Annotated in this window: 25 protein-coding genes; 21 read left to right on the forward strand and 4 right to left on the reverse strand. The window is 36.7% G+C overall.

Annotated features, from left to right (window positions below):
* Positions 1–94: 94 nt before the first annotated feature.
* The 18 genes from yqiS (at position 95) to ABH959_RS06125 (ending at position 16,449) form a co-directional block, all read left to right on the forward strand.
* Positions 95–994, forward strand: a complete 900-nt coding sequence (yqiS, locus tag ABH959_RS06040) for a phosphate butyryltransferase (protein ID WP_002033959.1) — start codon at positions 95–97, stop codon at positions 992–994.
* A gap of 35 nt (positions 995–1,029) precedes the next feature.
* The gene (locus tag ABH959_RS06045) at positions 1,030–2,130 is read left to right on the forward strand and encodes a leucine dehydrogenase (protein WP_002015088.1); all 1,101 of its coding nucleotides are present in this window, start codon (positions 1,030–1,032) and stop codon (positions 2,128–2,130) included.
* 87 nt (positions 2,131–2,217) lie between these two features.
* Positions 2,218–3,321, forward strand: coding sequence for a butyrate kinase (gene buk / locus ABH959_RS06050; protein ID WP_002088555.1), 1,104 nt, complete (start codon positions 2,218–2,220; stop codon positions 3,319–3,321).
* A gap of 4 nt (positions 3,322–3,325) precedes the next feature.
* Positions 3,326–4,747: a dihydrolipoyl dehydrogenase gene (lpdA, locus tag ABH959_RS06055; protein ID WP_002033960.1), complete on the forward strand. Its 1,422-nt coding sequence runs from the start codon at positions 3,326–3,328 to the stop codon at positions 4,745–4,747.
* 27 nt (positions 4,748–4,774) lie between these two features.
* Positions 4,775–5,776: a 3-methyl-2-oxobutanoate dehydrogenase subunit alpha gene (bfmBAA, locus tag ABH959_RS06060; protein ID WP_002033961.1), complete on the forward strand. Its 1,002-nt coding sequence runs from the start codon at positions 4,775–4,777 to the stop codon at positions 5,774–5,776.
* Between the two features lie 13 nt (positions 5,777–5,789).
* Complete coding sequence (gene bfmBAB, locus ABH959_RS06065; protein ID WP_000290070.1) at positions 5,790–6,773, forward strand: 3-methyl-2-oxobutanoate dehydrogenase subunit beta; 984 nt, start codon at positions 5,790–5,792, stop codon at positions 6,771–6,773.
* 15 nt (positions 6,774–6,788) lie between these two features.
* Positions 6,789–8,108, forward strand: coding sequence for a dihydrolipoamide acetyltransferase family protein (locus tag ABH959_RS06070; RefSeq protein ID WP_113937096.1), 1,320 nt, complete (start codon positions 6,789–6,791; stop codon positions 8,106–8,108).
* Positions 8,109–8,448: 340 nt separating this feature from the next.
* A complete protein-coding gene (locus ABH959_RS06075) occupies positions 8,449–9,627 on the forward strand; it encodes an FtsW/RodA/SpoVE family cell cycle protein (RefSeq protein WP_113937097.1) in 1,179 nt (392 codons plus the stop codon).
* Between the two features lie 106 nt (positions 9,628–9,733).
* Entirely contained in the window at positions 9,734–10,438 is a 705-nt protein-coding gene (locus ABH959_RS06080) for a DUF421 domain-containing protein (RefSeq protein WP_113937098.1), read from the forward strand.
* A 69-nt stretch (positions 10,439–10,507) separates the two neighbouring features.
* Positions 10,508–10,972: an NUDIX hydrolase gene (locus tag ABH959_RS06085; RefSeq protein WP_404492382.1), complete on the forward strand. Its 465-nt coding sequence runs from the start codon at positions 10,508–10,510 to the stop codon at positions 10,970–10,972.
* Positions 10,973–11,093: 121 nt separating this feature from the next.
* Positions 11,094–11,501 (forward strand): YjdF family protein, encoded by a 408-nt coding sequence (locus ABH959_RS06090; RefSeq protein ID WP_113937100.1) that lies wholly within the window; start codon positions 11,094–11,096, stop codon positions 11,499–11,501.
* Positions 11,502–11,644: 143 nt separating this feature from the next.
* On the forward strand, positions 11,645–12,058 hold the full coding sequence (locus ABH959_RS06095) for a BrxA/BrxB family bacilliredoxin (protein WP_002015097.1): 414 nt from the start codon (positions 11,645–11,647) through the stop codon (positions 12,056–12,058).
* A 250-nt stretch (positions 12,059–12,308) separates the two neighbouring features.
* Positions 12,309–13,088: a transporter substrate-binding domain-containing protein gene (locus ABH959_RS06100; protein WP_002015098.1), complete on the forward strand. Its 780-nt coding sequence runs from the start codon at positions 12,309–12,311 to the stop codon at positions 13,086–13,088.
* Positions 13,089–13,124: 36 nt separating this feature from the next.
* On the forward strand, positions 13,125–13,784 hold the full coding sequence (locus ABH959_RS06105; RefSeq protein ID WP_002015099.1) for an amino acid ABC transporter permease: 660 nt from the start codon (positions 13,125–13,127) through the stop codon (positions 13,782–13,784).
* Positions 13,777–14,499, forward strand: coding sequence for an amino acid ABC transporter ATP-binding protein (locus tag ABH959_RS06110; protein ID WP_002165089.1), 723 nt, complete (start codon positions 13,777–13,779; stop codon positions 14,497–14,499). Before ABH959_RS06105 ends, ABH959_RS06110 begins: the two co-directional genes overlap by 8 nt.
* Before the next feature lie 100 nt (positions 14,500–14,599).
* A complete protein-coding gene (locus ABH959_RS06115; RefSeq protein WP_219303512.1) occupies positions 14,600–15,568 on the forward strand; it encodes an aromatic acid exporter family protein in 969 nt (322 codons plus the stop codon).
* A gap of 16 nt (positions 15,569–15,584) precedes the next feature.
* On the forward strand, positions 15,585–16,145 hold the full coding sequence (locus tag ABH959_RS06120; protein ID WP_002015103.1) for a L,D-transpeptidase: 561 nt from the start codon (positions 15,585–15,587) through the stop codon (positions 16,143–16,145).
* A gap of 64 nt (positions 16,146–16,209) precedes the next feature.
* Complete coding sequence (locus ABH959_RS06125; RefSeq protein ID WP_328010382.1) at positions 16,210–16,449, forward strand: DUF3894 domain-containing protein; 240 nt, start codon at positions 16,210–16,212, stop codon at positions 16,447–16,449.
* 90 nt (positions 16,450–16,539) lie between these two features.
* Here ABH959_RS06125 and prli42 read toward each other — a convergent pair whose 3' ends face one another.
* Positions 16,540–16,632, reverse strand: a complete 93-nt coding sequence (gene prli42 / locus ABH959_RS06130; RefSeq protein ID WP_000549036.1) for a stressosome-associated protein Prli42 — start codon at positions 16,630–16,632, stop codon at positions 16,540–16,542.
* A 188-nt stretch (positions 16,633–16,820) separates the two neighbouring features.
* On the opposite strand from prli42, the gene ABH959_RS06135 reads away from it, so the two are divergent.
* Complete coding sequence (locus ABH959_RS06135) at positions 16,821–17,366, forward strand: GNAT family N-acetyltransferase (RefSeq protein ID WP_002015105.1); 546 nt, start codon at positions 16,821–16,823, stop codon at positions 17,364–17,366.
* Positions 17,367–17,493: 127 nt separating this feature from the next.
* Complete coding sequence (locus ABH959_RS06140) at positions 17,494–18,612, forward strand: tripeptidase T (protein WP_002015107.1); 1,119 nt, start codon at positions 17,494–17,496, stop codon at positions 18,610–18,612.
* Positions 18,613–18,659: 47 nt separating this feature from the next.
* Here the strand turns inward: ABH959_RS06140 and ABH959_RS06145 are convergent, their stop codons facing one another.
* The gene (locus tag ABH959_RS06145; RefSeq protein WP_000809197.1) at positions 18,660–18,866 is read right to left on the reverse strand and encodes a hypothetical protein; all 207 of its coding nucleotides are present in this window, start codon (positions 18,864–18,866) and stop codon (positions 18,660–18,662) included.
* Between the two features lie 142 nt (positions 18,867–19,008).
* Here ABH959_RS06145 and ABH959_RS06150 point away from each other — a divergent pair, with 142 nt between their 5' ends.
* A complete protein-coding gene (locus ABH959_RS06150; protein WP_219303511.1) occupies positions 19,009–20,247 on the forward strand; it encodes a DNA polymerase IV in 1,239 nt (412 codons plus the stop codon).
* 174 nt (positions 20,248–20,421) lie between these two features.
* Here ABH959_RS06150 and ABH959_RS06155 read toward each other — a convergent pair whose 3' ends face one another.
* Complete coding sequence (locus ABH959_RS06155) at positions 20,422–21,123, reverse strand: MgtC/SapB family protein (protein WP_016096135.1); 702 nt, start codon at positions 21,121–21,123, stop codon at positions 20,422–20,424.
* Between the two features lie 76 nt (positions 21,124–21,199).
* Positions 21,200–23,905, reverse strand: a complete 2,706-nt coding sequence (gene mgtA / locus ABH959_RS06160; RefSeq protein WP_404492383.1) for a magnesium-translocating P-type ATPase — start codon at positions 23,903–23,905, stop codon at positions 21,200–21,202.
* Between the last annotated feature and the right edge of the window lie 21 nt (positions 23,906–23,926).

The raw sequence follows: 23,926 nt of genomic DNA on the forward strand, positions 1-23,926 counted from the left end.
GCGTTTTCATTATTGGTAAGACCACTTTTAAAAGTTGGCACGGTATTTGCTTAATGAATAGACGAGGGACGACGGAAAGGGTTGATTACAAAATATGAAGTTAGAACACTTAATTGATCAAGCAGCAGGACAGCCTAAAAAAACTGTGGCTGTAGCAGTAGCTGAAGATCATGAAGTAATTGAAGCTGTAGCGAAAGCAATCAAGTTACAGCTAGCTCAATTTCGTCTATATGGAAATCAAGAGAAAATAATAGGGATGCTACAAGAGCATGGGTTACAAACTTCAGAACATATTGAAGTGATTGCAGCAGCGTCAAGTGCTGAGGCTGCAGAACTTTCTGTTAAATCTGTAAGCAATGGCGAAGCAGATGTGCTAATGAAGGGGAACATCCCAACAGCAAATATTTTGAAAGCTGTATTAAATAAAGAGTGGGGACTTCGTAAGGGCAGCGTGCTTTCACATGTTGCAGCGTTTGAAGTTCCAAATTACGATCGTCTTATTTTTGTTACAGACGCAGCGATGAACATTGCACCTGATGTAACACAAAAAGCTGCTATTATACAAAATACTGTAGAAGTTGCCCAGGCAATAGGAATTGATTTGCCGAAGGTAGCGCCAATTGCAGCGGTAGAGGTTGTTAATCCTGCGATGCAAGCGACAATTGATGCAGCGATGTTAACTCAAATGAATCGCCGCGGACAAATTAAAAATTGTGTCGTTGATGGACCACTTGCTTTAGATAATGCAGTATCACAAATTGCAGCAGAACATAAAGGCATAGTAAGTGATGTAGCAGGTAAGGCAGACATTTTACTCGTCCCAACGATTGAAGCTGGAAATGTGCTATATAAATCACTCGTCTATTTTGCAAATGCAAAGGTAGGAGCGATGATTGCTGGCGCTAAAGCACCGATTGTTTTAACATCACGTGCTGATTCAGCAGAAACAAAAGTATATTCATTAGCATTGGCAGTTGCGACTGCTTCAAAATAAACCAAATAGGGTAAAACAATTAGGGGGAAACGACAATGACATTAGAAATCTTCGAATACTTAGAAAAATATGATTATGAGCAAGTGGTATTTTGTCAAGATAAAGAATCTGGTTTAAAAGCAATCATTGCAATCCATGATACAACACTTGGACCAGCTCTTGGTGGAACAAGAATGTGGACATATGATTCTGAAGAAGCGGCGATTGAAGATGCATTGCGTCTTGCAAAAGGGATGACATACAAAAATGCAGCAGCTGGTTTAAACTTAGGTGGTGCAAAAACAGTAATTATCGGTGATCCACGTAAAGATAAAAGCGAAGCGATGTTCCGTGCATTAGGACGCTACATTCAAGGACTAAACGGACGTTACATTACAGCTGAAGATGTTGGTACAACAGTAGATGATATGGATATTATCCATGAGGAAACTGATTTTGTAACAGGGATTTCACCATCATTCGGTTCTTCTGGTAACCCATCTCCAGTAACTGCATACGGTGTTTACCGTGGTATGAAAGCAGCTGCAAAAGAAGCATTTGGTACAGATAACCTAGAAGGAAGAGTAATTTCTATTCAAGGTGTTGGTAACGTAGCGTATCACCTATGCAAACATTTACACGCTGAAGGAGCAAAATTAATCGTTACAGATATTAATAAAGAAGCTGTACAACGTGCAGTAGAAGAATTCGGTGCAACAGCAGTTGAGCCAAATGAAATTTACGGTGTTGAATGTGATATTTACGCACCATGTGCATTAGGCGCAACAGTTAATGATGAAACTATTCCACAACTTAAAGCAAAAGTAATCGCAGGTTCTGCAAATAACCAATTAAAAGAAGATCGTCACGGCGACCTTATTCATGAAATGGGTATTGTATACGCACCAGACTATGTTATTAATGCAGGTGGCGTAATTAACGTAGCAGACGAATTATATGGATACAATAGAGAACGTGCATTAAAACGTGTTGAGTCTATTTATGACACAATTGCAAAAGTAATCGAAATTTCAAAACGCGATGGCATAGCAACTTATGTAGCAGCAGATCGTCTAGCTGAAGAGCGCATTGCAAGCTTGAAAAACTCTCGTAGCACATACTTACGCAACGGTCACGACATTATTAGCCGTCGCTAATCATTCATATATAACTTTTACAAAAGGTGTGGTTACCTCTTATGAGGTTTCCACTTCCTTTTAAATTTATTAGTGGAGGTAGCAACATTGTCTGTAAATCGAATTCTTGTTATTAACCCAGGTAGTACATCCACAAAGATTGGTGTTTTTGATAATGAAAGACCCGTTCTAGAAGAAACTATTCGTCATGACGTAGAACAGATTGGAAAATATAAGCGAATTATCGACCAATATGAGTTTCGTAAAGAAACGATTTTAGAAGTTCTACATTCTCATGGTATTAACATTTCAAAATTAAACGCTGTTTGTGGGCGTGGTGGATTACTTCGTCCAATCGAAGGCGGTACGTATACAGTAAACGATGCGATGTTAGAAGATTTGAAAAATGGGTTTAGCGGTCATCACGCTTCAAACCTTGGAGGCATTTTAGCATATGAAATTGCTTCTGGATTAAACATTCCTGCATTCATTGTGGATCCTGTCGTTGTAGATGAAATGGAGCCAATTGCTCGTATTAGCGGTATTGCTGGTATGGAACGTAAAAGTATTTTCCATGCATTAAACCAAAAAGCGGTTGCTCGTAAAGTAGCAGATGAATTAAATCACAAATATGAGGATTTAAATTTATTAGTTACACATATGGGCGGCGGTATTACAGTTGGTGCTCATAAAAAAGGAAAAGTTATCGATGTGAATAATGGCTTAAACGGAGAAGGACCATTTAGTCCAGAGCGTGCTGGTACAGTACCAGTAGGACAATTAGTTGAAATGTGTTTTTCTGGTGAGTATTACCGAGACGAAATGGTTAAAAAACTTGTCGGACAAGGTGGACTTGTAAGTCTTATCGGTACAAACGATGCAATTAAAGTAGAACAAATGGTTGAAAAAGGTGATCCTGAAGCAACACTTATTTATAAAGCAATGGCGTATCAAGTTGCAAAAGAGATTGGCGGAGCTAGTGCTGTACTTCACGGGAAAATCGATGCAATCGTATTAACTGGTGGACTTGCGTACAGTAAAATTCTTGTCGATGAAATAAAAGAACGTGTTCACTGGATTGCAGATGTTATCGTACATCCAGGAGAAGATGAATTACAAGCGTTAGCAGAAGGAGCACTTCGTGTATTACGTGAAGAAGAAGCTCCAAAAGAATATATTGTACGAGAAAAACAAACAGTAGCTAGGGGTTGAGATAATGGCAAGAGAATATGATTTAGTCATCGTTGGCGGCGGTACTGGTGGATATGTTGCTGCTATTCGTGCATCACAACTAGGGTTAAAAACTGCACTTGTTGAAAAAGAAAATCTTGGTGGTACTTGTTTACACAAAGGATGTATTCCTAGTAAAGCTCTTTTACGTAGTGCGGAAGTATACGCAACTGCTAAAAAAGGAGAAGAGTTCGGAGTTATTGCAAGTAATGTAGAACTAAACTTTGCTAAAGTACAAGAGCGTAAAGAGAAGATTGTAACGCAGCTTCATAAAGGCGTTCAGCATTTAATGAAACAAGGTAAAATTGATGTGTTTGAAGGTATTGGCCGTATTCTTGGCCCATCTATTTTCTCTCCAATGCCAGGTACAATTTCAGTTGAACTTGCAAGTGGAGAAGAGAATGAAATGTTAATTCCAAAAAATGTACTTGTTGCAACAGGTTCTCGCCCAAATTCATTACCAGGATTAGAGTTAGACGGAGAGTATGTAATGTCTTCGGATCATGCCCTAAAAATGGAAACGCTTCCTAGCTCAATCATTATCGTTGGTGGCGGTGTAATTGGTATTGAGTGGGCATCTATGCTTGCTGACTTCGGTGTAGAAGTTACTGTATTAGAATATGCGAAAAACATATTACCACTAGAAGATAATGACGTTTCAAAAGAAATGCAACGTCTATTCAAGAAAAAAGGTATTAAAGTGGTAACTGGTGCAAAAGTATTACCAGAAACATTGGTAAAAGATAATGGAGTAACAATTCAAGCTGAACATAACGGTGAGAACAAAGCATTTAAAGCAGAAAAAATGCTTGTATCTGTAGGAAGACAAGCGAATACGCAAAATATGGGCTTAGAGAACACAGATATTGTTGTGGAAAAAGGATACATTCAAACAAATGAGTTTTATCAAACGAAGGAATCTCATATTTACGCAATTGGAGATGTAATCGGTGGCTTGCAACTTGCTCACGTTGCTTCTCATGAAGGAATTGTTGCAGTAGAACATATCGCTGGTAAAGAAGTTACACCAATTGATTATTCTATGGTATCAAAATGCGTATATAGTAGTCCAGAAGTTGCTTCTGTCGGCTTAACAGAACAAGAAGCAAAAGAAAAAGGCTATAAGTTAAAAGTAGGTAAGTTCTCATTCCGTGCAATCGGAAAGGCACTTGTATACGGAGAATCAGACGGTTTTGTAAAACTTGTAGTTGATGAAGAAACAAATGACATTCTCGGTGTTCATATGATCGGACCACATGTAACAGATATGATTTCTGAAGCTGGTCTTGCAAGAGTACTTGATGCAACACCTTGGGAAGTGGCACATACAATTCATCCGCATCCATCATTATCTGAGGCGATTGGTGAAGCTGCACTTGCTGTAGATGGAAGAGCGTTACACGCATAAAAATGTGGATTTAGGAGGTTATGAAAAATGGCAGAAGTAAAAGAAAAGCGCCATGAAGAGCTTGGCTTAAGCGATGAGCAAGTATTAGAAATGTTCCGTACGATGTTACTTGCACGTAAAATTGACGAACGTATGTGGTTATTAAACCGTGCAGGTAAAATTCCATTCGTAATTTCTTGTCAAGGACAAGAGGCTGCACAAGTTGGAGCGGCGTTCGCTCTTGATAGAGAGAAAGATTATGCATTACCATACTACCGTGATATGGGTGTTGTACTAGCGTTTGGTATGACAGCTAAAGAGCTTATGTTGTCTGCTTTCGCAAAAGCTGGAGATCCAAACTCTGGTGGTCGTCAAATGCCTGGTCACTTCGGTCAAAAGAAAAATCGTATTGTTACAGGATCATCACCAGTAACAACGCAAGTACCACATGCAGTTGGTATTGCACTAGCTGGAAAAATGGAGAAGAAAGATTTAGTAACGTTCGTTACATTCGGAGAAGGCTCTTCAAACCAAGGTGACTTCCATGAAGGAGCAAACTTTGCTGGTGTACACAAACTACCTGTTATTTTCATGTGTGAAAATAACAAATATGCAATCTCTATTCCAGTTGAAAAACAATTAGCATGTAAAAACGTATCAGATCGTGCAATTGGTTACGGCATGCCTGGATATACAATAGACGGAAACGATCCGCTTGCAGTATATAAAGCTGTAAAAGAAGCAGCAGACCGCGGTCGTCGTGGTGAAGGTCCGACTTTAATTGAAGCAGTATCATATCGTTTAACAGCACATTCTAGTGACGACGATGATCGTGTTTATCGTGATAAAGAAGAGGTAGAAGAAGCGAAGAAAAAAGATTCAATTATAACATTTGCAGCTTATTTAAAAGAAGTTGGTGTGTTAACTGAGGAATTTGAAAAACAAATGCTAGACGAAATCATGCATATCGTAAATGAAGCAACAGAATATGCAGAAAATGCTCCGTATGCAGCACCTGAAGATGCATTGAAGCACGTATACGCAGAATAGGGGGGAACGTTTCATGGCTGTAATGTCTTATATTGATGCTATTACATTAGCAATGCGCGAAGAAATGGAACGCGATGAGAAAGTATTCGTTTTAGGAGAAGATGTTGGTAAAAAAGGTGGCGTGTTTAAAGCGACACACGGTTTGTATGATCAATTTGGTGAAGATCGTGCGCTTGATGCACCGCTTGCAGAATCTGCAATTGCTGGGGTAGCAATTGGTGCGGCAATGTATGGTATGCGTCCAATCGCTGAAATGCAGTTTGCTGATTTCATCATGCCAGCAGTAAACCAAATTGTTTCTGAGGCAGCAAAAATTCGTTATCGTTCTAACAACGATTGGACTTGTCCAGTTACAATTCGTGCGCCATTCGGCGGGGGTGTTCACGGTGCATTGTATCATTCACAATCTGTAGAAGCGATGTTTGCAAACCAACCAGGTTTAAAAATTGTTATCCCTTCTACACCATATGATGCAAAAGGCTTATTAAAAGCTGCAATTCGTGATGAAGATCCAGTATTATTCTTTGAGCATAAGCGTGCATATCGCTTAATTAAAGGTGAAGTGCCAGAAGATGACTATGTATTACCAATCGGAAAAGCAGATGTAAAACGCGAAGGTGATGATATTACTGTTATCACTTACGGATTATGTGTTCACTTTGCTCTTCAAGCAGCTGAGAAGTTAGCACAAGATGGAATCTCTGCACACATTCTTGATTTAAGAACGGTATATCCGTTAGATAAAGAAGCTATTATTGAAGCGGCTTCTAAAACAGGTAAAGTTCTTCTTGTAACAGAAGACAATAAAGAAGGAAGTATTATAAGTGAAGTGGCAGCTATTATCGCTGAAAATTGCCTGTTTGATTTAGATGCACCAATTGCACGTCTTGCAGGCCCAGACGTTCCAGCAATGCCATATGCACCAACAATGGAAAAATTCTTTATGGTAAATCCAGATAAAGTTGAAAAAGCAATGCGTGAACTTGCGGAATTTTAATCGGGGGGACTATACATGGCTGTAGAAAATATTACAATGCCTCAGCTCGGGGAGAGCGTTACAGAGGGCACAATTAGTAAGTGGCTCGTTAATGTTGGCGATCACGTAAATAAGTATGATCCGCTTGCAGAAGTAATGACGGACAAAGTAAATGCCGAAGTACCATCTTCTTTCACTGGTATTGTGAAAGAGTTAATAGCTGGCGAAGGTGAAACGTTAGCCGTAGGTGAAGTTGTTTGTGTCATTCAAGTAGAAGGCGCAGATGAAGTAGCAGCAACAACTGTAGAGGAAAAAACGAAAGAAGAACCAAAGGCAGATATAACTACGCCTGAAAAAGCACCGAAAGCAAAACAACCAACTGATGGAAAACCACGTTTTTCACCAGCTGTTTTAAAACTTGCGGGTGAGCATAATGTTGATTTAGATTTAGTAGAAGGTACGGGAGCAAATGGCCGTATTACTCGTAAAGATATTTTAAAGCTAGTGGAATCTGGAAATATTCCGCAAGCAGGTGCCAAGAAAGAGGAAGTTGTTGCAGTAGCAGAGCGTCCAGAAGCACCAAAATCAGCGGCAGTAGCACCGGTAGCGCAAAAAGTAGAAGCTGCAAAACCAGTTTCTGTGCCGACAATGCCTGGAGATATCGAGATTCCGGTAACAGGTGTGCGTAAAGCAATTGCAGCAAATATGTTACGCAGTAAACATGAGGCACCTCATGCTTGGATGATGATTGAAGTAGATGTGACAAACCTTGTATCATACCGTAACTCAATTAAAGGCGATTTCAAAAAGCGTGAAGGCTTTAACTTAACGTTCTTTGCTTTCTTCGTAAAAGCAGTAGCACAGGCGTTAAAAGAATATCCTCAAATTAACTCAATGTGGGCTGGCGATAAAATAGTTCAGAAGAAGGACATTAACCTTTCTATCGCTGTTGCAACAGAGGAAGAACTATTTGTACCAGTAATTAAGCACGCGGACGAAAAAACGATTAAAGGCATCGCTCGTGAAATTACAGAGCTTGCAGGAAAAGTACGTACGAAATCGTTAAAAGCGGACGAAATGCAAGGCGGAACATTTACAATTAATAACACAGGATCATTCGGTTCTGTTCAATCTATGGGTATTATTAATTACCCACAAGCGGCTATTTTACAAGTTGAATCAATTGTAAAACGCCCAGTAATTATGGATAATGGTATGTTCGGTGCTCGCGACATGGTTAACTTATGTTTATCACTTGACCACCGTGTACTAGATGGCCTAATTTGTGGTAAGTTCTTAGGACGTGTAAAAGAAATTTTAGAAAATACGTCAGAAAATAATACATCTGTATATTAATAAAAAGCTCGCTTATGCGAGCTTTTTATCATCTTATTTCTTCATCTGCATCCTACTATATGTACAAAACTTTTCCCAGTAATCTTACAATGAACGATTATGTATTAGAAATTTACGAAAATACATTGCTGATATATGGTATATAGATATAAAATAAGAAAAGAATAATTTTTTTGGCAAATCTTACTGATGAAACTGTAGTATAATATATTGTATTGTATGAAAAAGAGAGTTATTCTATATAAGTGTTTTATAGATAATGTGTAATCAGTCGTCAAAACATGAAGAATGTTGACTCCTGGTTTTTTATTTTGCTGTAACAATGTTTCAGGAGGATGTCATGAAAAGAAGTACCGAGTTTCTAAAAAGTTTAGATGTAAAATTAATTTTAATTTTGTGTGCATTTTGTGTTATAAGTATAACTGCTATATATAGCAGTCAGCAAACCGGACAGTATGGAGATGCAAACTTTGCTATGAAGCAGGGAGTTAACTACATAATTGGGGTTGTATTGTTACTTCTTGTTGCTAGCATCGACTTAGATCAGTTGCAAAAATTGTCTTGGCCGCTTTATATTGCTGGGTTTGCTTCACTTATTCTTTTGAAAGTATTACCAGCATCAGGTTTCACACCTGAAAAGTTAGGGGCAAAAAGGTGGTTCGTTTTTCCAGTACTTGGACAAATTCAGCCATCCGAGTTTTTCAAAATCGCATTGCTTCTTGTAGTAGCAAGTATAGCAGTGAAGCATAATGCACAGTATATGGCAAGGACATTCCAAACGGATTTAAAATTAGTAGGTAAAATTATGCTAGTATCCCTCCCGCCTATGGCCGTTGTATATAGCCAACCGGATACAGGTATGGTGTTCTTATATGCAGCAGCTATCGCGTGTATTTTATTTATGTCAGGAATTCAAAAGAAATTAATTGCGTTATGTACAGTCATTCCGGTGACCATATTGTCTACATTAATATTTATATTTGTAAAATATCCAGATTTCTTCTTTAATAAATTAGTTACTTTGTTAAAACCTCACCAACAATCACGTATTATAGGTTGGCTAAATCCATTTGAGAATGCAAATGAAGGCTATCAAACACAGCAATCGATTTTAGCTGTAGGTAGTGGAGGTATGGAAGGGAAAGGATTCGGTGAAGGGAACGTCTATATTCCAGAGAAACACACTGACTTTATTTTCGCTACAATTGCCGAAGAAGGTGGATTTATAGTAGCGGCGTTAGTTGTGTTCTTGTTCCTATTACTACTATATCGAACAATTATTATCGGTTATTCTGCTGATAATTTATTTGGTACATTATTATGTGCTGGATCAATAGGAATACTAACGGTTCAAATATTCCAAAACATCGGTATGATCGTTGGATTAATGCCTGTAAAAGGTATCGCATTACCTTTCTTATCATATGGGGGAAGTTCCTTATTTTCGAATATGATTATGATGGGGCTCATATTATCGGTACGGAAAACGTATAAAAAATATATGTTTTCAGTTAAGTAAAAAAGCTAGTTCGTGTAAAAACGAACTAGCTTTTTTACATATATGCCCTTAAACGTTGCAAACTAAGACAGAATAGCAGTTTGAGACGGGTAAGGAGTGCAAAGTGATGCATATGCATATTTTTGAAGGAGCACGGCATCTATCTAATGGTGAATGGGTTATTCGAGCTATCATAGCATACATATTTTTAATATTAGTTGCGAAAGCGATGGGACAAAGGTCCATCGCACAACTTCGTTTTTTAGATGTCGTATTAGTATTATTGCTTGGTGGGAATATTTCTAACGCATTATCTGATGAAAAAGTGGGGTTACTCGGCTCGATGATTACAACGTTCATACTCGTTGTACTTCACATTATAAGCTCAGTCTTAATGTTGAAATGGGATAGATGGAGACGATTTTTAGAGCCAGCACCTATTATTCTTATACACAATGGTTCCATTGATTTTAGCAATTTGAAAAAAGCGAGAATTACGGTGGAATATTTATTTTCGGAAATTCGTATGCGAAATGTGAGCGATATTCAAACGATTAAATTAGCATTGTGGGAAGCGAATGGTGTTGTTTCTATATTTCAGTATCCAGAATATGAAGCAGTTTCGCGGCTTGATCTGAAAGTGGCGGGAAGAAGATCTCCAGTTTCTTTTGTATTAGTAAAGGATGGGAGGATTCAGCAAGATGTTCTAGCTTTAGTAGGAAAAACAGAAGAGTGGGCGAAAGAGTGTTTAGAGAAGAGTGCAGAAATCGAATCCATTATGTTAGCTACAGTAGATGAAGCGCATAAAATAAATGTTTTGTTAAAAAAATGAAAAATATACGCATTTTGTCGTTTCATACATATGATACAATAGTGTGGACAACGAAAAAGGAGGGATACGATGGGATATGTAGAGGGATTACGAAAAGTAGTTGGTCATCGCCCTTTAATTTTAGTTGGTGCTGTTGTACTCGTTATAAATGAAAGTGGATATGTATTATTACAGCAAAGAACAGAGCCGTACGGAAAATGGGGGTTGCCTGGCGGGCTAATGGAGCTTGGTGAATCACCAGAAGAAACAGCTTACCGTGAAGTATATGAAGAGACAGGAATAGAAGTAAAGAACCTCCGATTAATCAATGTATTTTCTGGAGCGAACTATTTTTCAAAATTAACAAACGGTGATGAGTTTCAATCCGTAACGACAGCCTATTATACCGATGAATACGAAGGGAATTTTGTTATGAATAAAGAAGAAGCGGTTCAGCTTAAATTCTTCCCGGTAACAGAGCTACCTGATTATATTGTAGGATCGCATAAAAAAATGATTACGGAGTATATAAAGGCTATGGGAAATAAGATATAATATAATGAAAGAGATACAAAAACACAGTTCTGGTCGGTAGTCCAGACGCATGATTTCATGTCAGTAACCTTCCCCTCCGGGATGTCCAGTATTTCTAATTTTTTTAAAGGAGGGGCTGTCAATGGATTTGACAGTATATCACGATGGTCAATTTTTCATAGGAATTATTATGCATAAAGAAAAAGGGAAATTGTATGGAGCAAGGTATATTTTTGGAATGGAACCTTCAGATGAAGAAGTACTTATATTTGTGAATGGTCCAATGTTAGCATATTTCCAGCACGTTGCAAAATGCGGTGTGGAAGTGAAAGAAAAACAGCGTCCCAAAAATATAAAACGTATCATACGACAAGCGGCAAAAGAAGTAAATGTAAAACGTTTTACTAAGGCACAAGAAGCGATTAGTTTATCTTATGAATTGTATAAACAAGAAAAGAAAGTGCAGTCTAAAGAGAAGCGAGAAGCTGAAAAACAAAGAAGACGTTTAATTAAAGTACAAAAAGCAAAGCAAAAGCATCGTGGCCATTAAAAAAAGGTGTTAGAGCAAGGGCTCTAACACCTTTTCTATGCCTAAATACAAGTAAACTTACTTGTATTTCATAAACATTAACTGGTAAGATACAAATAGGTAGAATTAGAGGAGGGAAAAGATTGATTAACTTTAACTTTTTTATGAATGATGTTGTCCGTCAAGCGCGTGAAGAGATTGTCTCTGCGGGATATACAGAATTGACGACACCAGAAGCAGTCGAAGAAGCATTTAAAAGAAATGGTACAACACTTGTAATGGTAAACTCTGTATGTGGTTGTGCAGGTGGCATTGCTCGTCCTGCTGCTGCACATTCCGTACATTATGATAAACGCCCTAACCACCTTGTAACAGTATTTGCGGGTCAAGATAAAGAAGCAACAGCAAGAGCTCGTGAATATTTTGAAGGATATCCACCTTCATCTCCATCATTTGCGTTATTGAAAGATGGAAAAATTGTAACGATGGTAGAACGTCATGAAATTGAAGGTCATGAACCAATGCAAGTAATTGCAAAACTACAATCTTATTTCGAAGATAATTGCGAAGAACTATAAGGAAGAAAAAAAGGCGGTACGTCCACAATCAAGTGGGTGTACCGCCTTTTTTATTTAGTTTTTAAAATAATTAAACATGCAGGAAGTTGTTGTTTTATGCATGTTTTTATGCATTGGCAACAGCTTTAATGCTGTTCTTTTATTTATTTTTATTTTAAATATTGCATAAAAATGAAAGTGCTGATACAATACAAACATCGAATAAATATTCTATTAAACTTTTAAATATACATTATTAGGGGGAAGAAAGATGAAGAAGTTATTATCAATATCATTTGCACTTATTTTAATTGTAAGTATGTTCAGTGCTTGTAGTAATGGGGAAGAAAAGGCGAATGGCAAAAATAAAAAAGTACTCGTTATGGGGACTTCAGCAGACTATAAACCGTATGAATACGTGGAAGCTTCAAAAAGTGATGAAATTATCGGCTTTGATGTTGATATTGCCAAATATATCGGAAAAGAACTTGGATACGAAGTGAAAGTGAAAGACATGGATTTCGGCGGATTATTAGCATCTCTTAATTCAGGAAAAGTTGATTTCGTTATGGCAGGTATGACGCCAACTGCAGAGCGTAAAAATAATGCTGATTTCACAGATATATATTTTGTTGCTAAAAATATGATCGTTTCAAAAAAGGGTTCTAATATTAAATCGTTAGAAGATTTAAAAGGGAAAAAAGTAGGGGTACAAACAGGGTCAATTCAAGAAGAAAAGGCAAAAGAATTTCAGAAACAAGTCGATTTCAAAGCTGAGGGACGTGACCGTATACCAGAAATCGTACAAGAAATTAAAGCTGGTCGTTTTGACGCTGCAATTATAGAAGACACGGTTGCAAAAAATTATTTAGAAAAAATGAAAGAACTACAAGGAATTGAAATTCAAGAAGCTCCAGAAGAAGTAGGGGCAGCAATTGCTCTTTCAAAAAATAGTGATAAAACAGAAGAATTTAATAAAGTAATTAAGAAAATGCAAGAAAATGGAGAGATGGATAAATTAGTTAAGAAATGGTTTGGCAGCGGAAAATAAGCTGCCTTTCACTTTTCTGTGAGGGGAATGAAAAGGATGAATTTGGATTTTTCGGCAATTACGCCTTCAATACCATATATATTAAAGGGCTTAGAAGTTACATTAAAAATTGTAGCTGCATCAGCTTTAGCAGGATTTATTTTAGGGACGTTATTAGCACTTTGCAAAATTGCTAGAATACGAGCATTAAATATTGCAGCAGATATATATACTTCAATATTTCGTGGTACACCACTAGTATTACAATTAATGATTATTTATTTCGGTGTTCCGCAAATGATTGGATATGAGATACCAGCCTTTTTAGCAGCTGTACTTGCATTTAGTTTAAATTCAGGTGCATATATGTCAGAAGTAATTCGTGCCGGCATTCAAGCGGTTGATAAAGGACAAACAGAAGCAGCTATGGCTTTAGGGATTCCTTACGGGAAAATGATGAAAAATATTATTTTTCCTCAAGCTTTAAAAAATATATTACCAGCACTTGTAAATGAATTTGCGACTCTTACGAAAGAATCGGCTGTAGTAACTGTAATTGGAGCCACAGATTTAATGCGCCGTGCTTATATTGTAGGCGGTGAAACGTTTAAATATCTTGAACCATTACTGTTTGTTGGACTTATTTATTATATGTTAGTCATTATTCTTACATTAGTCGGGAAAGCCATTGAAGGGAGAATGAAGAAAAGTGATTAAAGTTGAAAACCTTCATAAGTCATTTGGAAAAAATGAAGTATTAAAAGGAATTACAACAACGATTGAAAAAGGAGAAGTTGTTGCAATTATCGGACCGTCTGGATCTGGAAAGTCAACGTTTTTACGCTGTATGAATGTACTAGAAGCACCGACAAATGGTCAAATTTGGATTGGAACGGAAGAAGTAACGAATCCGAAAACAAATATTATGCATGTTCGTGAAAATGTCGGAATGGTATTTCAACATTTTCACTTATTCCCTCATATGACTGTATTAGAAAATATTACGTATGCTCCTATCAATGTAAAAGGAGTAACGAAGCAAGTGGCTGAGAAAAAGGCTCAGGAACTTTTGGATAAAGTAGGACTGCTTGATAAGAAAGATTCATATCCAAATCGTCTTTCAGGAGGACAAAAGCAACGTGTAGCAATTGCAAGAGCGTTAGCGATGGAACCGGAAGTTATGTTATTTGATGAACCGACCTCTGCGCTAGATCCAGAAATGGTGAAAGAAGTGTTAGAAGTTATGAAATCATTAGTTACGACAGGAATGACGATGGCAATCGTTACACATGAAATGGGATTTGCAAAAGAAGTAGCAGACCGTGTTCTCTTTTTAGATGGTGGAAAGCTCGTAGAAGATAGTAATCCGGAAGAGTTTTTTACAGCACCAAAAAGTGACCGTGCAAAAGAATTTTTGCAAAAGATATTGTAATATGTGAAGGGTACGTGAATAATAGGTAGAAAAGGATGACATTGCGTCATCCTTTTTTTATACTATTTTTAAATACGTTTATACATATAGGAGTAATGATATGTTTAAAATTGGATATAGAACAGTGAAAACAGCGCTTGGAACGGGTGCTGCAGTTTTTATTGCTCAGCTATTAGGATTAGAATTTTATAGTTCAGCTGGTATTTTAGTCATTTTATGCGTGCAAAATACGAAACGAAAATCAGTTCAAGTATCGTTGCACCGTTTTTTAGCTTGTGTATTATCAATGGTATTTGCGTTTTGTATTTTTGAAACGATTGGTTATACACCACTAGCGATTAGCGTATTACTGCTTACCTTTATTCCAACTGCAGTTATGTGCAAAATTCAAGAAGGGATTGTCACGAGCTCGGTTATCGTTATGCATCTGTATTCATTAAAGCAAATTACATGGTCTATAGTTGGTAATGAAATTGCTATATTAACGATTGGAATTAGTGTTGCTTTATTAGTAAACATGTACATGCCAAGCAGTGAGAATAAACTGAAAGAGTATCAAGGAAAAATAGAAGAGCATTTCAGAACGATTTTGTTTGAAATGGTCGTTTATTTACGGAATCGAGATAGTAATTGGAGTGGGGCCGAATTAATTGAAACAGAAATGATGCTGAAAGAAGCGAAAGATTTATCATTTAAAAAACTTGAGAATGAATTTATGCGTGAAGATGACTATTATTATCGGTATTTTGATATGCGTATGCAACAATTTGAAATTTTGGAGCGCATGATACCATTAGCTGCATCACTATCTTGGACGTATGAACAAGCTGATATGATTGCAGACGTAATTGAAAATATAGGGAATTCTATTCGACCTGAAAGTACAGGGGTCATTTCGTTAAGACAACTTCAAGAAATGCGAGAAGTATTTAGAGAAATGCCTTTACCAGTCTCGCGAGAAGAATTTGAAATACGTGCAAAACTTGTTCAACTTGTTTATGAGATGGAGCAATATTTACTCATTAAAAGTCGTTTTAGGGGAAAGGATAATATAAAAGAACTTATTTAGAAGGTAGGAACTATATATGCCGTATCTTCTTTCTTTATTATTATGTCTTTCTCTATCACCGATCTGGCCTCTTGGTGATAACCCACGTGCTGGAGATCCTTTTATAATTGTAAATAAAGCAACGAATAAACTAGCTTACATCGATGATGGGAAGATCCAAAAGGTTTTTCCAGTAGCGACAGGAAAAACAAATGAATTAACCCCAGAAGGAACCTTTGACATTGTATTGAAGGCGAAGGATCCCTATTATATTGCGAAGGATATTCCTGGGGGCTCTCCAAAAAATCCACTTGGATCGAGGTGGATGGGATTTAATGCAAGAGGAACGGATGGAAGTAAGTATGGGATACACGGGACAAACCAGCCTAGTTCAATTGGAAAATATATTTCGCAAGGATGTATAAGAATGAAGAAACATGATGTGGAATATTTGTTTGATCGTATTCCAATTGGAACAAAAGTATCGATTGTGAAATCGAAAAAAACATTTCAGCAATTGGCGAAGGAAAAAGGGGCCATAGTATTTGGAAAAGTCAACGAAACGGTTGGCTTTTTCTTTTATTATAAGTTGTCTTGACATGTGTACATAACCATGCGTTAATGAGAATATATAAAGATAATTGAGTAAAGGGGTTGCTCATATGTATTTAAATCCAAAAATTTCTTACATGCAGTTTTGTGTTGGTTTTCTATTTGTTATTACATTCATATTGGCAACTTTTAATATATGTTCTTACGTTGTAGCGATTGTATTTATGGCATTACTCAATCTTACTTTTGTTATTGGGGCATTTCAGCAGAAACAATATACAAGTTTTGTAATAGCACTTGTAATGGTCTTTTCCTTTAGCATTGTAGCAATTGTAATATATATAAAATAAAATATTCATTACAAGATAGACTATCTCGATTTCGAGATGGTCTATTTTGTATGTGTAAGCAGTAAAAAAAGGACGAGTGAATCGTCCTTTTTACCAAAACATACTTGCGCCAGTAAGTAATGTTGTTACAAGCATAGAAATTAACATTATATAAACCATAATTTTTTGAGCTTTTTTATGCATCGTTAAACCTCCTTGCAAATCAGTACAATTTCATTGTAACGAGAAATGAAATTGTGGACAAGGGGAGAGAAAGGACAAAATTCGGGAAGGGGGTGCAAAATATTACAGGGAATTTGAGCATACGTAGAGAATATGTTAAAAGATAGATTATTAATTTTTTGTTATGCAAGCTGAAGAATGGAGATACAATGATGAAAATATACGAGACAGATCGTTTACATTTAAGAGAAATTGATGAGTCGTATGCGGAAAAAGTTCTTCAATATTACGACAAAAATCGTGAATTTTTAAAAGCGTGGGAAGAGTATAGACCGGAGGGTTTTTTCACGTTAGATTATCAAAAGAAAAAGTTACAAAAGGATAGAAAAGAGTTCGCGGAAGGCAAGATTATCAGGCTTTGGATTTTTAAAAAGGGTGATGATACAAAAATTATTGGATGTATTTCATTTAATCTAATTGTTCGCGGAATTTATCAATCTTGTGTACTCGGTTATAAATTAGATAAGGAAGAATTGAATAAAGGTTACACAACAGAAGCGCTTAGAAAAGCAATTCAAGTTACCTTTGAAGAATTTCATTTACATCGTATAGAAGCACCAATTATGCCACGAAATTTAGCATCTATACAAGTAGTGACGAAGATAGGATTTCAATATGAAGGTGTATCTCGAAAAATGCTAATGGTAAATGGCATCTGGGAAGATCATATGCGCTGGGTATTGTTAAACGAGTAATAGAAGGCAGATGGGTATCTAGATGTGTTAACCATCTGTTTTTTGTCTTGTATTTCGAAACTTTTGCGAAATTCTGTTATAATTAATGTTGTTACATACATAATGGTAGTGCAGGAGGCGCAGTCTTATGATTAATCAAGAACGTTTAGTAAATGAATTTATGGAGTTAGTACAAGTAGATTCTGAAACGAAATTTGAAGCAGAAATTTGCAAAGTGTTAACAGAGAAATTTACTGCTTTAGGTGTAGAAGTATTTGAGGATGACACGATGGGTGTGACTGGTCATGGTGCAGGTAACTTAATTTGTACTTTACCAGCAACAAAAGACGGTGTTGATACAATTTATTTCACTTCTCATATGGATACAGTAGTTCCTGGTAATGGAATTAAGCCTTCTATTAAAGATGGATATATCGTATCAGATGGTACTACAATTTTAGGAGCCGATGACAAAGCTGGATTAGCATCTATGTTTGAAGCGATTCGTGTCTTAAAAGAGAAAAACATTCCTCATGGTAAAATTGAATTTATTATTACAGTTGGAGAAGAATCTGGTCTTATTGGTGCAAAAGCGTTAGACCGCGAGCGCATTACAGCAAAATATGGTTATGCATTAGATAGTGATGGAAAAGTTGGTGAAATTGTAGTTGCAGCGCCAACACAAGCGAAAGTGAATGCGATTATTCGCGGGAAAACAGCTCATGCTGGCGTAGCACCAGAAAAAGGTGTATCTGCAATTACTATCGCAGCAAAAGCAATCGCAAAGATGCCACTTGGTCGTATCGATTCTGAAACAACTGCAAATATTGGACGTTTTGAAGGTGGTACACAAACAAATATCGTTTGCGATCATGTTCAAATCTTTGCAGAAGCTCGTTCTTTAATAAATGAGAAAATGGAAGCACAAGTTGCAAAAATGAAAGAAGCATTTGAAACAACTGCAAAAGAAATGGGTGGTCATGCAGACGTTGAAGTAAACGTTATGTATCCAGGATTTAAGTTTGCTGCTGGCGATCACGTTGTAGAAGTTGCGAAACGTGCAGCTGAAAACATTGGTCGTACGCCTTCTCTTCACCAAAGTGGTGGCGGAAGTGATGCGAACGTAATCGCAGGACATGGTATCCCAACAGTTAACTTAGCAGTTGGTTATGAAGAAATTCATACAACAAATGAAAAAATTCCTGTTGAAGAATTAGCGAAAACAGCAGAATTAGTTGTAGCTATTATTGAAGAAGTAGCGAAGTAAGTAATAAAAAAAGACGCGTGAACCAATTATGGTTTACACGTCTTTTTTTATTTTGATTCAATTGCTTTCACAAGGCGGATAAGCCAATATAAGAAGACCCACGGAAGTACATAAGTTGTTGTAAAACGTATGAAATGAGAGAAGATTCCTAAAGCGTAAATGTTAATGTTAAAAAGGGGAAGTAACAAATAATTAATCGCAAGGATTACTATAATAATAATAAATACATAATTGAGTTTATTATGTTGTTTCATAACGATTCATCTCCTTTACAATAATATCCATTTGTTACGTACAGTATAACAAAAAATAGATAGAGAAAAGCCCATAATTATTATAAAGTGTAAAGAAATTTGATATAATGAAGGAACAAATGTTCTTTGAGGGGTGAGTAGTATGCGAGAAATGTATCCGAAAAATGGTCGTGTCATTTTACATGTAGATATGAATTGCTTTTTCGCATCTGTTGAAATTGCTCATGACCCATCATTACAAGGAAAGCCATTAGCGATTGCGGGGAATGAAAAAGAGAGAAAAGGGATTATCATAACATGTAGTTATGAGGCGAGAGAATATGGAATACGTACGACGATGCCTCTATGGGAAGCGAAGCGATTATGCCCGCAATTAGTTGTGAGGCACCCTAATTTTACATTATATCGAGAAGCTTCATTTCAAATGTTTCAAATTCTTTCCCGTTTTACAGAAAAAATACAACCGTTTTCTATAGATGAAGGGTATTTAGATATTACAGATTGCTATGCGCTCGGTTCGCCTCTTGAAATAGCGAAGATGATTCAACAAGCGTTACTAACAGAGTTACAGCTTCCATGTAGCATTGGGATTGCCCCAAACCTTTTCCTAGCAAAGACTGCTTCAGATATGAAAAAACCTCTTGGAATTACAGTACTTCGAAAACGTGATATCCCAGAAATTATTTGGCCACGATCAGTTGCAGAGATGCATGGAATCGGAGAGAAAACAGCTGAAAAACTAAAAGACATTCATATACATACAATTGAACAGTTAGCAAAAGGAGACGAGCATATCATTCGCGCTAAAATTGGAAAGCACGGTGTTGATTTACAAAAACGTGCAAAAGGTATGGATGACAGGGAAGTTGATCCGAATCAAATGGGACAACATAAAAGCGTTGGAAATTCGATGACTTTCTCAAAGGATATGGACGAAGAAAAAGAATTACTTGATATGTTAGAAAGATTATCGAAATCAGTAAGCAAAAGGCTACAAAAACGAACTCTCGTTAGTTATAACATTCAAATTATGATTAAATACCATGATCGTCGCACGGTAACACGGAGTAAACAATTGAAAAATGCAATATGGGAAGAACGGGTTATTTTCCAATCAGCATCACGTTTATGGAAGCAACACTGGGATGGTGATTCTGTTCGTCTGTTAGGTGTTACAGCTACTGAATTAGAGTGGAAGACAGAATCAGTGAAACAGTTAGATTTGTTTTCATTCGAAGAAGATGCGAAAGAAGAGCCGTTACTTGCTGTTATTGATCAAATTAATGAAAAGTATGGAACACCTCTTTTACAGAGAGGTAGTCAATTATTGCGTAAGCAAGAAAAGTCGTTTCAGCAAAAATTAGAAAATAAGTTTATGTAGAAGGTTTTAGAGATTTAAACCCTTCTTTTTTAGCCCCGTACTAAGTTGAAACAAAAAGATTGAATGAGTATGGATTACTTTTAGTTATTCCTAGCAGTTGCTAATAACTTGAAAATAAAACAGAAGGTGTCATGAATATTAAACCTTTTGTTTTATTCATGACACCTTTATGATTTAACTTGCTTCTAAGTCTAGTGTTGTCTTCCACCCCGCGGCAGTAACACCAGATTCTAAAAGCATTCTACTTACTATTTTTTCAATTAAGACAGCTGCATTTGTATTGCAATGTAATGTAGCTTGTATACATACTTTTTGGTTAGAATCAACGTCTTCACTGTACAATTCTTTTAAACCGATACCTTCAGAACTTACCATGTGCATGAGAAGAAAACGAATGTGTGCTTCATTTTCTTCTGAACAAGTAAGAGAAAGTAAGTAGTTTGTTTGCTCGGGTAAATCTTCTTTTGATTTATTATTCATAAATAGAGCGATTGGGCGTAGTAGTATATTTGCTAGTAAGACGCCGGCTGCACCTAGCATAGCTGCAACGAGGAAGCCAGCACCTGTAAGAGTACCAACAGCAGCTGCACACCATAAAGTTGCCGCTGTATTTAACCCTCTAATACTAAAACCGTCACGAATAATAACACCGCCTCCTAAAAAGCCAATACCACTAACAACTTGAGCGGCGATGCGTGATGGACTAGCATCATGATCAAGCATGACGGATAATAAAACAAATATACAGGCGCCAAGTGATACGAGAGCATTTGTCCGCAAACCAGCCATTCGATGTCTCCATTGTCTTTCCATTCCGATGCAAGCTCCTACAATAATTGCTATAAATAACCTTAATACGATGTCATACCATATCATCATGGTCACCTCCATACATATAAGTACATGTTATATTTTTTGAGAATGAGTGAGAAATACCCACTCATTCTCATTTTTACAACCAGCTATGGAATTTTTTAATATAAAGCTTTTTCAGGAATTGTGTTAAGAAAGCATAGCCTAATAATATTCCTATGAGCCACGGGAAATAGCTTAGTGGTAATGCTTGTAAACCAATTGCTGCACCAAGTGGTGAGAATGGAATGTAAATTCCGATTGCCATAATACAAGCGGTTAATACAAGAACTGGTATTGATGCTGTACTTTGAATAAACGGAATTTTCTGTGTTCTGATCATATGGACAATTAATGTTTGAGTTAGTAACCCGACGACAAACCAACCAGATTGGAATAGTGATTGTTCTCCAGGTGTATTTGCACCGAATACATTCCACATGACAACGAATGTGATAATATCGAATATAGAGCTAATTGGACCGATGCAAATAATGAAGTTACGCAAGTTTGCAGTATCCCATTTTCTAGGCTTCTCTAGAAATTCCTTATCCATTTTATCCCATGGAATTGAAAGCTGTGAAATATCATAAAGTAAGTTTTGAATTAAGAGATGAATTGCAAGCATCGGTAAAAATGGAATGAAAGCACTTGCTATTAATACACTAAATACATTTCCGAAGTTAGAGCTCGCCGTCATTTTGATATATTTTAAAATATTGCCGAACGTAGTACGTCCCTCTAAAATACCTGCTTCTAATATAGTTAAACTTTTTTCGAGTAAAATAATATCAGAAGATTCTTTTGCGATATCGGTAGCGGTATCAACAGATATTCCAACGTCAGCTTCACGTAATGCCACGGCATCGTTAATGCCATCGCCCATGTAACCTACAGTATGACCATTACCTTGTAATACGTGAATAATACGAGATTTTTGCATTGGATTTAGTTTTGCGAACACTGTTGTTTCTTCTGCCAGTTTTGCTAATGCTTTATCTGGTAAAGAATCGATTTCGTAACCGAGGACAGGCTCTCCTATATTTAATCCAACGTCTTTACAAACCTTTCTTGTAACAATTTCGTTATCACCAGTTAAGATTTTCACTTGTACGCCGTGTTTTTGCAATGCTTGAATTGCAGAAGCAGCAGATGGTTTTGGTGGATCTAAAAAGCCGATATATCCAGTAAGGATCATAGCGGATTCATCTTGTACTGCATAAGCTTTATGATAAGGTTTGTTATCTTTCTTGTATGCTACAGCGATGACACGCATTCCTTCACTATTTAAAGTTTCGCTAAGATGTTTTACATTTGCTCTCATTTCTTCAGTGAGAGGGACAATTTGCCCATCAACTTCAGTGTAATTACAGATTGATAAAATTTCTTCTACGGCACCTTTACAAACCATTGTATGTTCACCTGAAATATCTTTCACGATGACAGACATACGACGACGAGCAAAATCGAATGGAATTTCATCTAGCTTTTGAAAAGCTGATGGATCAAATTTATGGTTTTCCTCTGTATGTTCAATAACAGCTTTATCTATTAAATTTTTCAATCCCGTTTGATAGAAGCTATTTAAATAGGCAAAGTGTAATACACGATCGCATTCATTTCCGTTAGGATCTAAATGACGAACTAGGACAACTTTATCTTCTGTTAAAGTTCCAGTTTTATCTGTGCAAAGAATGTTCATAGCACCTAAGTTTTGGATAGAGTTGAGCTGTTTTACAATTACTTTTTGTTTAGACATGTTAACGGCACCTTTAGCTAAATTAGCAGTTACAATCATTGGCAGCATTTCAGGTGTAAGACCAACTGCAACAGCAATAGCAAAGAAGAAAGCTTCTTGCCAATCTCCTTTTGTGAATCCATTAATGAGAAGGACAATGGGTGCCATAATAAGCATGAATGTGATTAAGAGCCAACTTACTTTGTTTACGCCTTTATCAAAGCTTGTTTCTGCACGTTTTCCGATAACCTTTTTTGCTAAAGAGCCGAAATACGTATCCGTACTAGTTGAAACAACAACAGCTTTTGCGCTACCGCTAACAATATTTGTACCCATAAAGCAAAGGTTTTCCATATCGAGCGGATTGTAATTTTTTTTCATGTTTTTCGGTAATATATGTTTATTTTCCGTATGGTAGCAGTTTTCGTATTTTTCTACAGGAAGTGCTTCCCCGGTTAAAGAAGACTGATTAACAAATAAATCTTTTGCGGATAAAATACGCACATCAGCTGGCACGATATCACCAGCTGAAAGTGAAATAATATCGCCAGGTACAAGTTCTTCAATTGGAATTTCTGTTGTGTAATTTCGATTTAAATTTGTTACGTTTTTTGTTTCGTGTACAAATCCATCTATTCTAAAGACACTCGCAGTTGTTCGAACCATAGCCTTTAACTTATCCGCCGCTTTCTGAGAGCGGAATTCTTGTAAAAAGCGAATCGTTGCACTTAGCAGTACCATTACAGATACGACAATTGTTCCTTGTATATCATCTGTGAAAAAAGAGAGTGCTCCAAGAGCTAACAAAACAAAAATAAATGGATTTTTAAATGCCAGCAGAAATTGAATATACCATGGCAATGTTTTATTATGAGCAATTTCGTTCGGACCGTATAAAGAAAGTCTACGAGACGCTTCTTGTTTAGAGAGACCATCTTGTGTTGTTTCTAAGAGTTTTAACGCAGAGTTTACATCCTGTGTTGCAACTTCCACTAATAATTCGTTATTTGCTTTCATGCTATCTTGATCGTAAGCATGCTTTGTTTCTTGTCTTTGTAAATTTAACATTGGTAGTTCCTCCTCTTTCAT

Source organism: Bacillus sp. RC51, from assembly GCF_044908115.1.
GTDB lineage: Bacteria > Bacillota > Bacilli > Bacillales > Bacillaceae_G > Bacillus_A > Bacillus_A mycoides.

Coding starts and splice junctions, on each gene's coding strand:
- yqiS (WP_002033959.1), top strand. CDS start 95: ATGAAGTTAGAACACTTAATTGATCAAGCAGCAGGACAGCCTAAAAAA.
- ABH959_RS06045 (WP_002015088.1), top strand. CDS start 1,030: ATGACATTAGAAATCTTCGAATACTTAGAAAAATATGATTATGAGCAA.
- lpdA (WP_002033960.1), top strand. CDS start 3,326: ATGGCAAGAGAATATGATTTAGTCATCGTTGGCGGCGGTACTGGTGGA.
- bfmBAA (WP_002033961.1), top strand. CDS start 4,775: ATGGCAGAAGTAAAAGAAAAGCGCCATGAAGAGCTTGGCTTAAGCGAT.
- bfmBAB (WP_000290070.1), top strand. CDS start 5,790: ATGGCTGTAATGTCTTATATTGATGCTATTACATTAGCAATGCGCGAA.
- ABH959_RS06070 (WP_113937096.1), top strand. CDS start 6,789: ATGGCTGTAGAAAATATTACAATGCCTCAGCTCGGGGAGAGCGTTACA.
- ABH959_RS06075 (WP_113937097.1), top strand. CDS start 8,449: ATGAAAAGAAGTACCGAGTTTCTAAAAAGTTTAGATGTAAAATTAATT.
- ABH959_RS06080 (WP_113937098.1), top strand. CDS start 9,734: ATGCATATGCATATTTTTGAAGGAGCACGGCATCTATCTAATGGTGAA.
- ABH959_RS06085 (WP_404492382.1), top strand. CDS start 10,508: ATGGGATATGTAGAGGGATTACGAAAAGTAGTTGGTCATCGCCCTTTA.
- ABH959_RS06090 (WP_113937100.1), top strand. CDS start 11,094: ATGGATTTGACAGTATATCACGATGGTCAATTTTTCATAGGAATTATT.
- ABH959_RS06095 (WP_002015097.1), top strand. CDS start 11,645: ATGAATGATGTTGTCCGTCAAGCGCGTGAAGAGATTGTCTCTGCGGGA.
- ABH959_RS06100 (WP_002015098.1), top strand. CDS start 12,309: ATGAAGAAGTTATTATCAATATCATTTGCACTTATTTTAATTGTAAGT.
- ABH959_RS06105 (WP_002015099.1), top strand. CDS start 13,125: ATGAATTTGGATTTTTCGGCAATTACGCCTTCAATACCATATATATTA.
- ABH959_RS06115 (WP_219303512.1), top strand. CDS start 14,600: ATGTTTAAAATTGGATATAGAACAGTGAAAACAGCGCTTGGAACGGGT.
- ABH959_RS06120 (WP_002015103.1), top strand. CDS start 15,585: ATGCCGTATCTTCTTTCTTTATTATTATGTCTTTCTCTATCACCGATC.
- ABH959_RS06125 (WP_328010382.1), top strand. CDS start 16,210: ATGTATTTAAATCCAAAAATTTCTTACATGCAGTTTTGTGTTGGTTTT.
- prli42 (WP_000549036.1), bottom strand. CDS start 16,632: ATGCATAAAAAAGCTCAAAAAATTATGGTTTATATAATGTTAATTTCT.
- ABH959_RS06135 (WP_002015105.1), top strand. CDS start 16,821: ATGATGAAAATATACGAGACAGATCGTTTACATTTAAGAGAAATTGAT.
- ABH959_RS06140 (WP_002015107.1), top strand. CDS start 17,494: ATGATTAATCAAGAACGTTTAGTAAATGAATTTATGGAGTTAGTACAA.
- ABH959_RS06145 (WP_000809197.1), bottom strand. CDS start 18,866: ATGAAACAACATAATAAACTCAATTATGTATTTATTATTATTATAGTA.
- ABH959_RS06150 (WP_219303511.1), top strand. CDS start 19,009: ATGCGAGAAATGTATCCGAAAAATGGTCGTGTCATTTTACATGTAGAT.
- ABH959_RS06155 (WP_016096135.1), bottom strand. CDS start 21,123: ATGATATGGTATGACATCGTATTAAGGTTATTTATAGCAATTATTGTA.
- mgtA (WP_404492383.1), bottom strand. CDS start 23,905: ATGTTAAATTTACAAAGACAAGAAACAAAGCATGCTTACGATCAAGAT.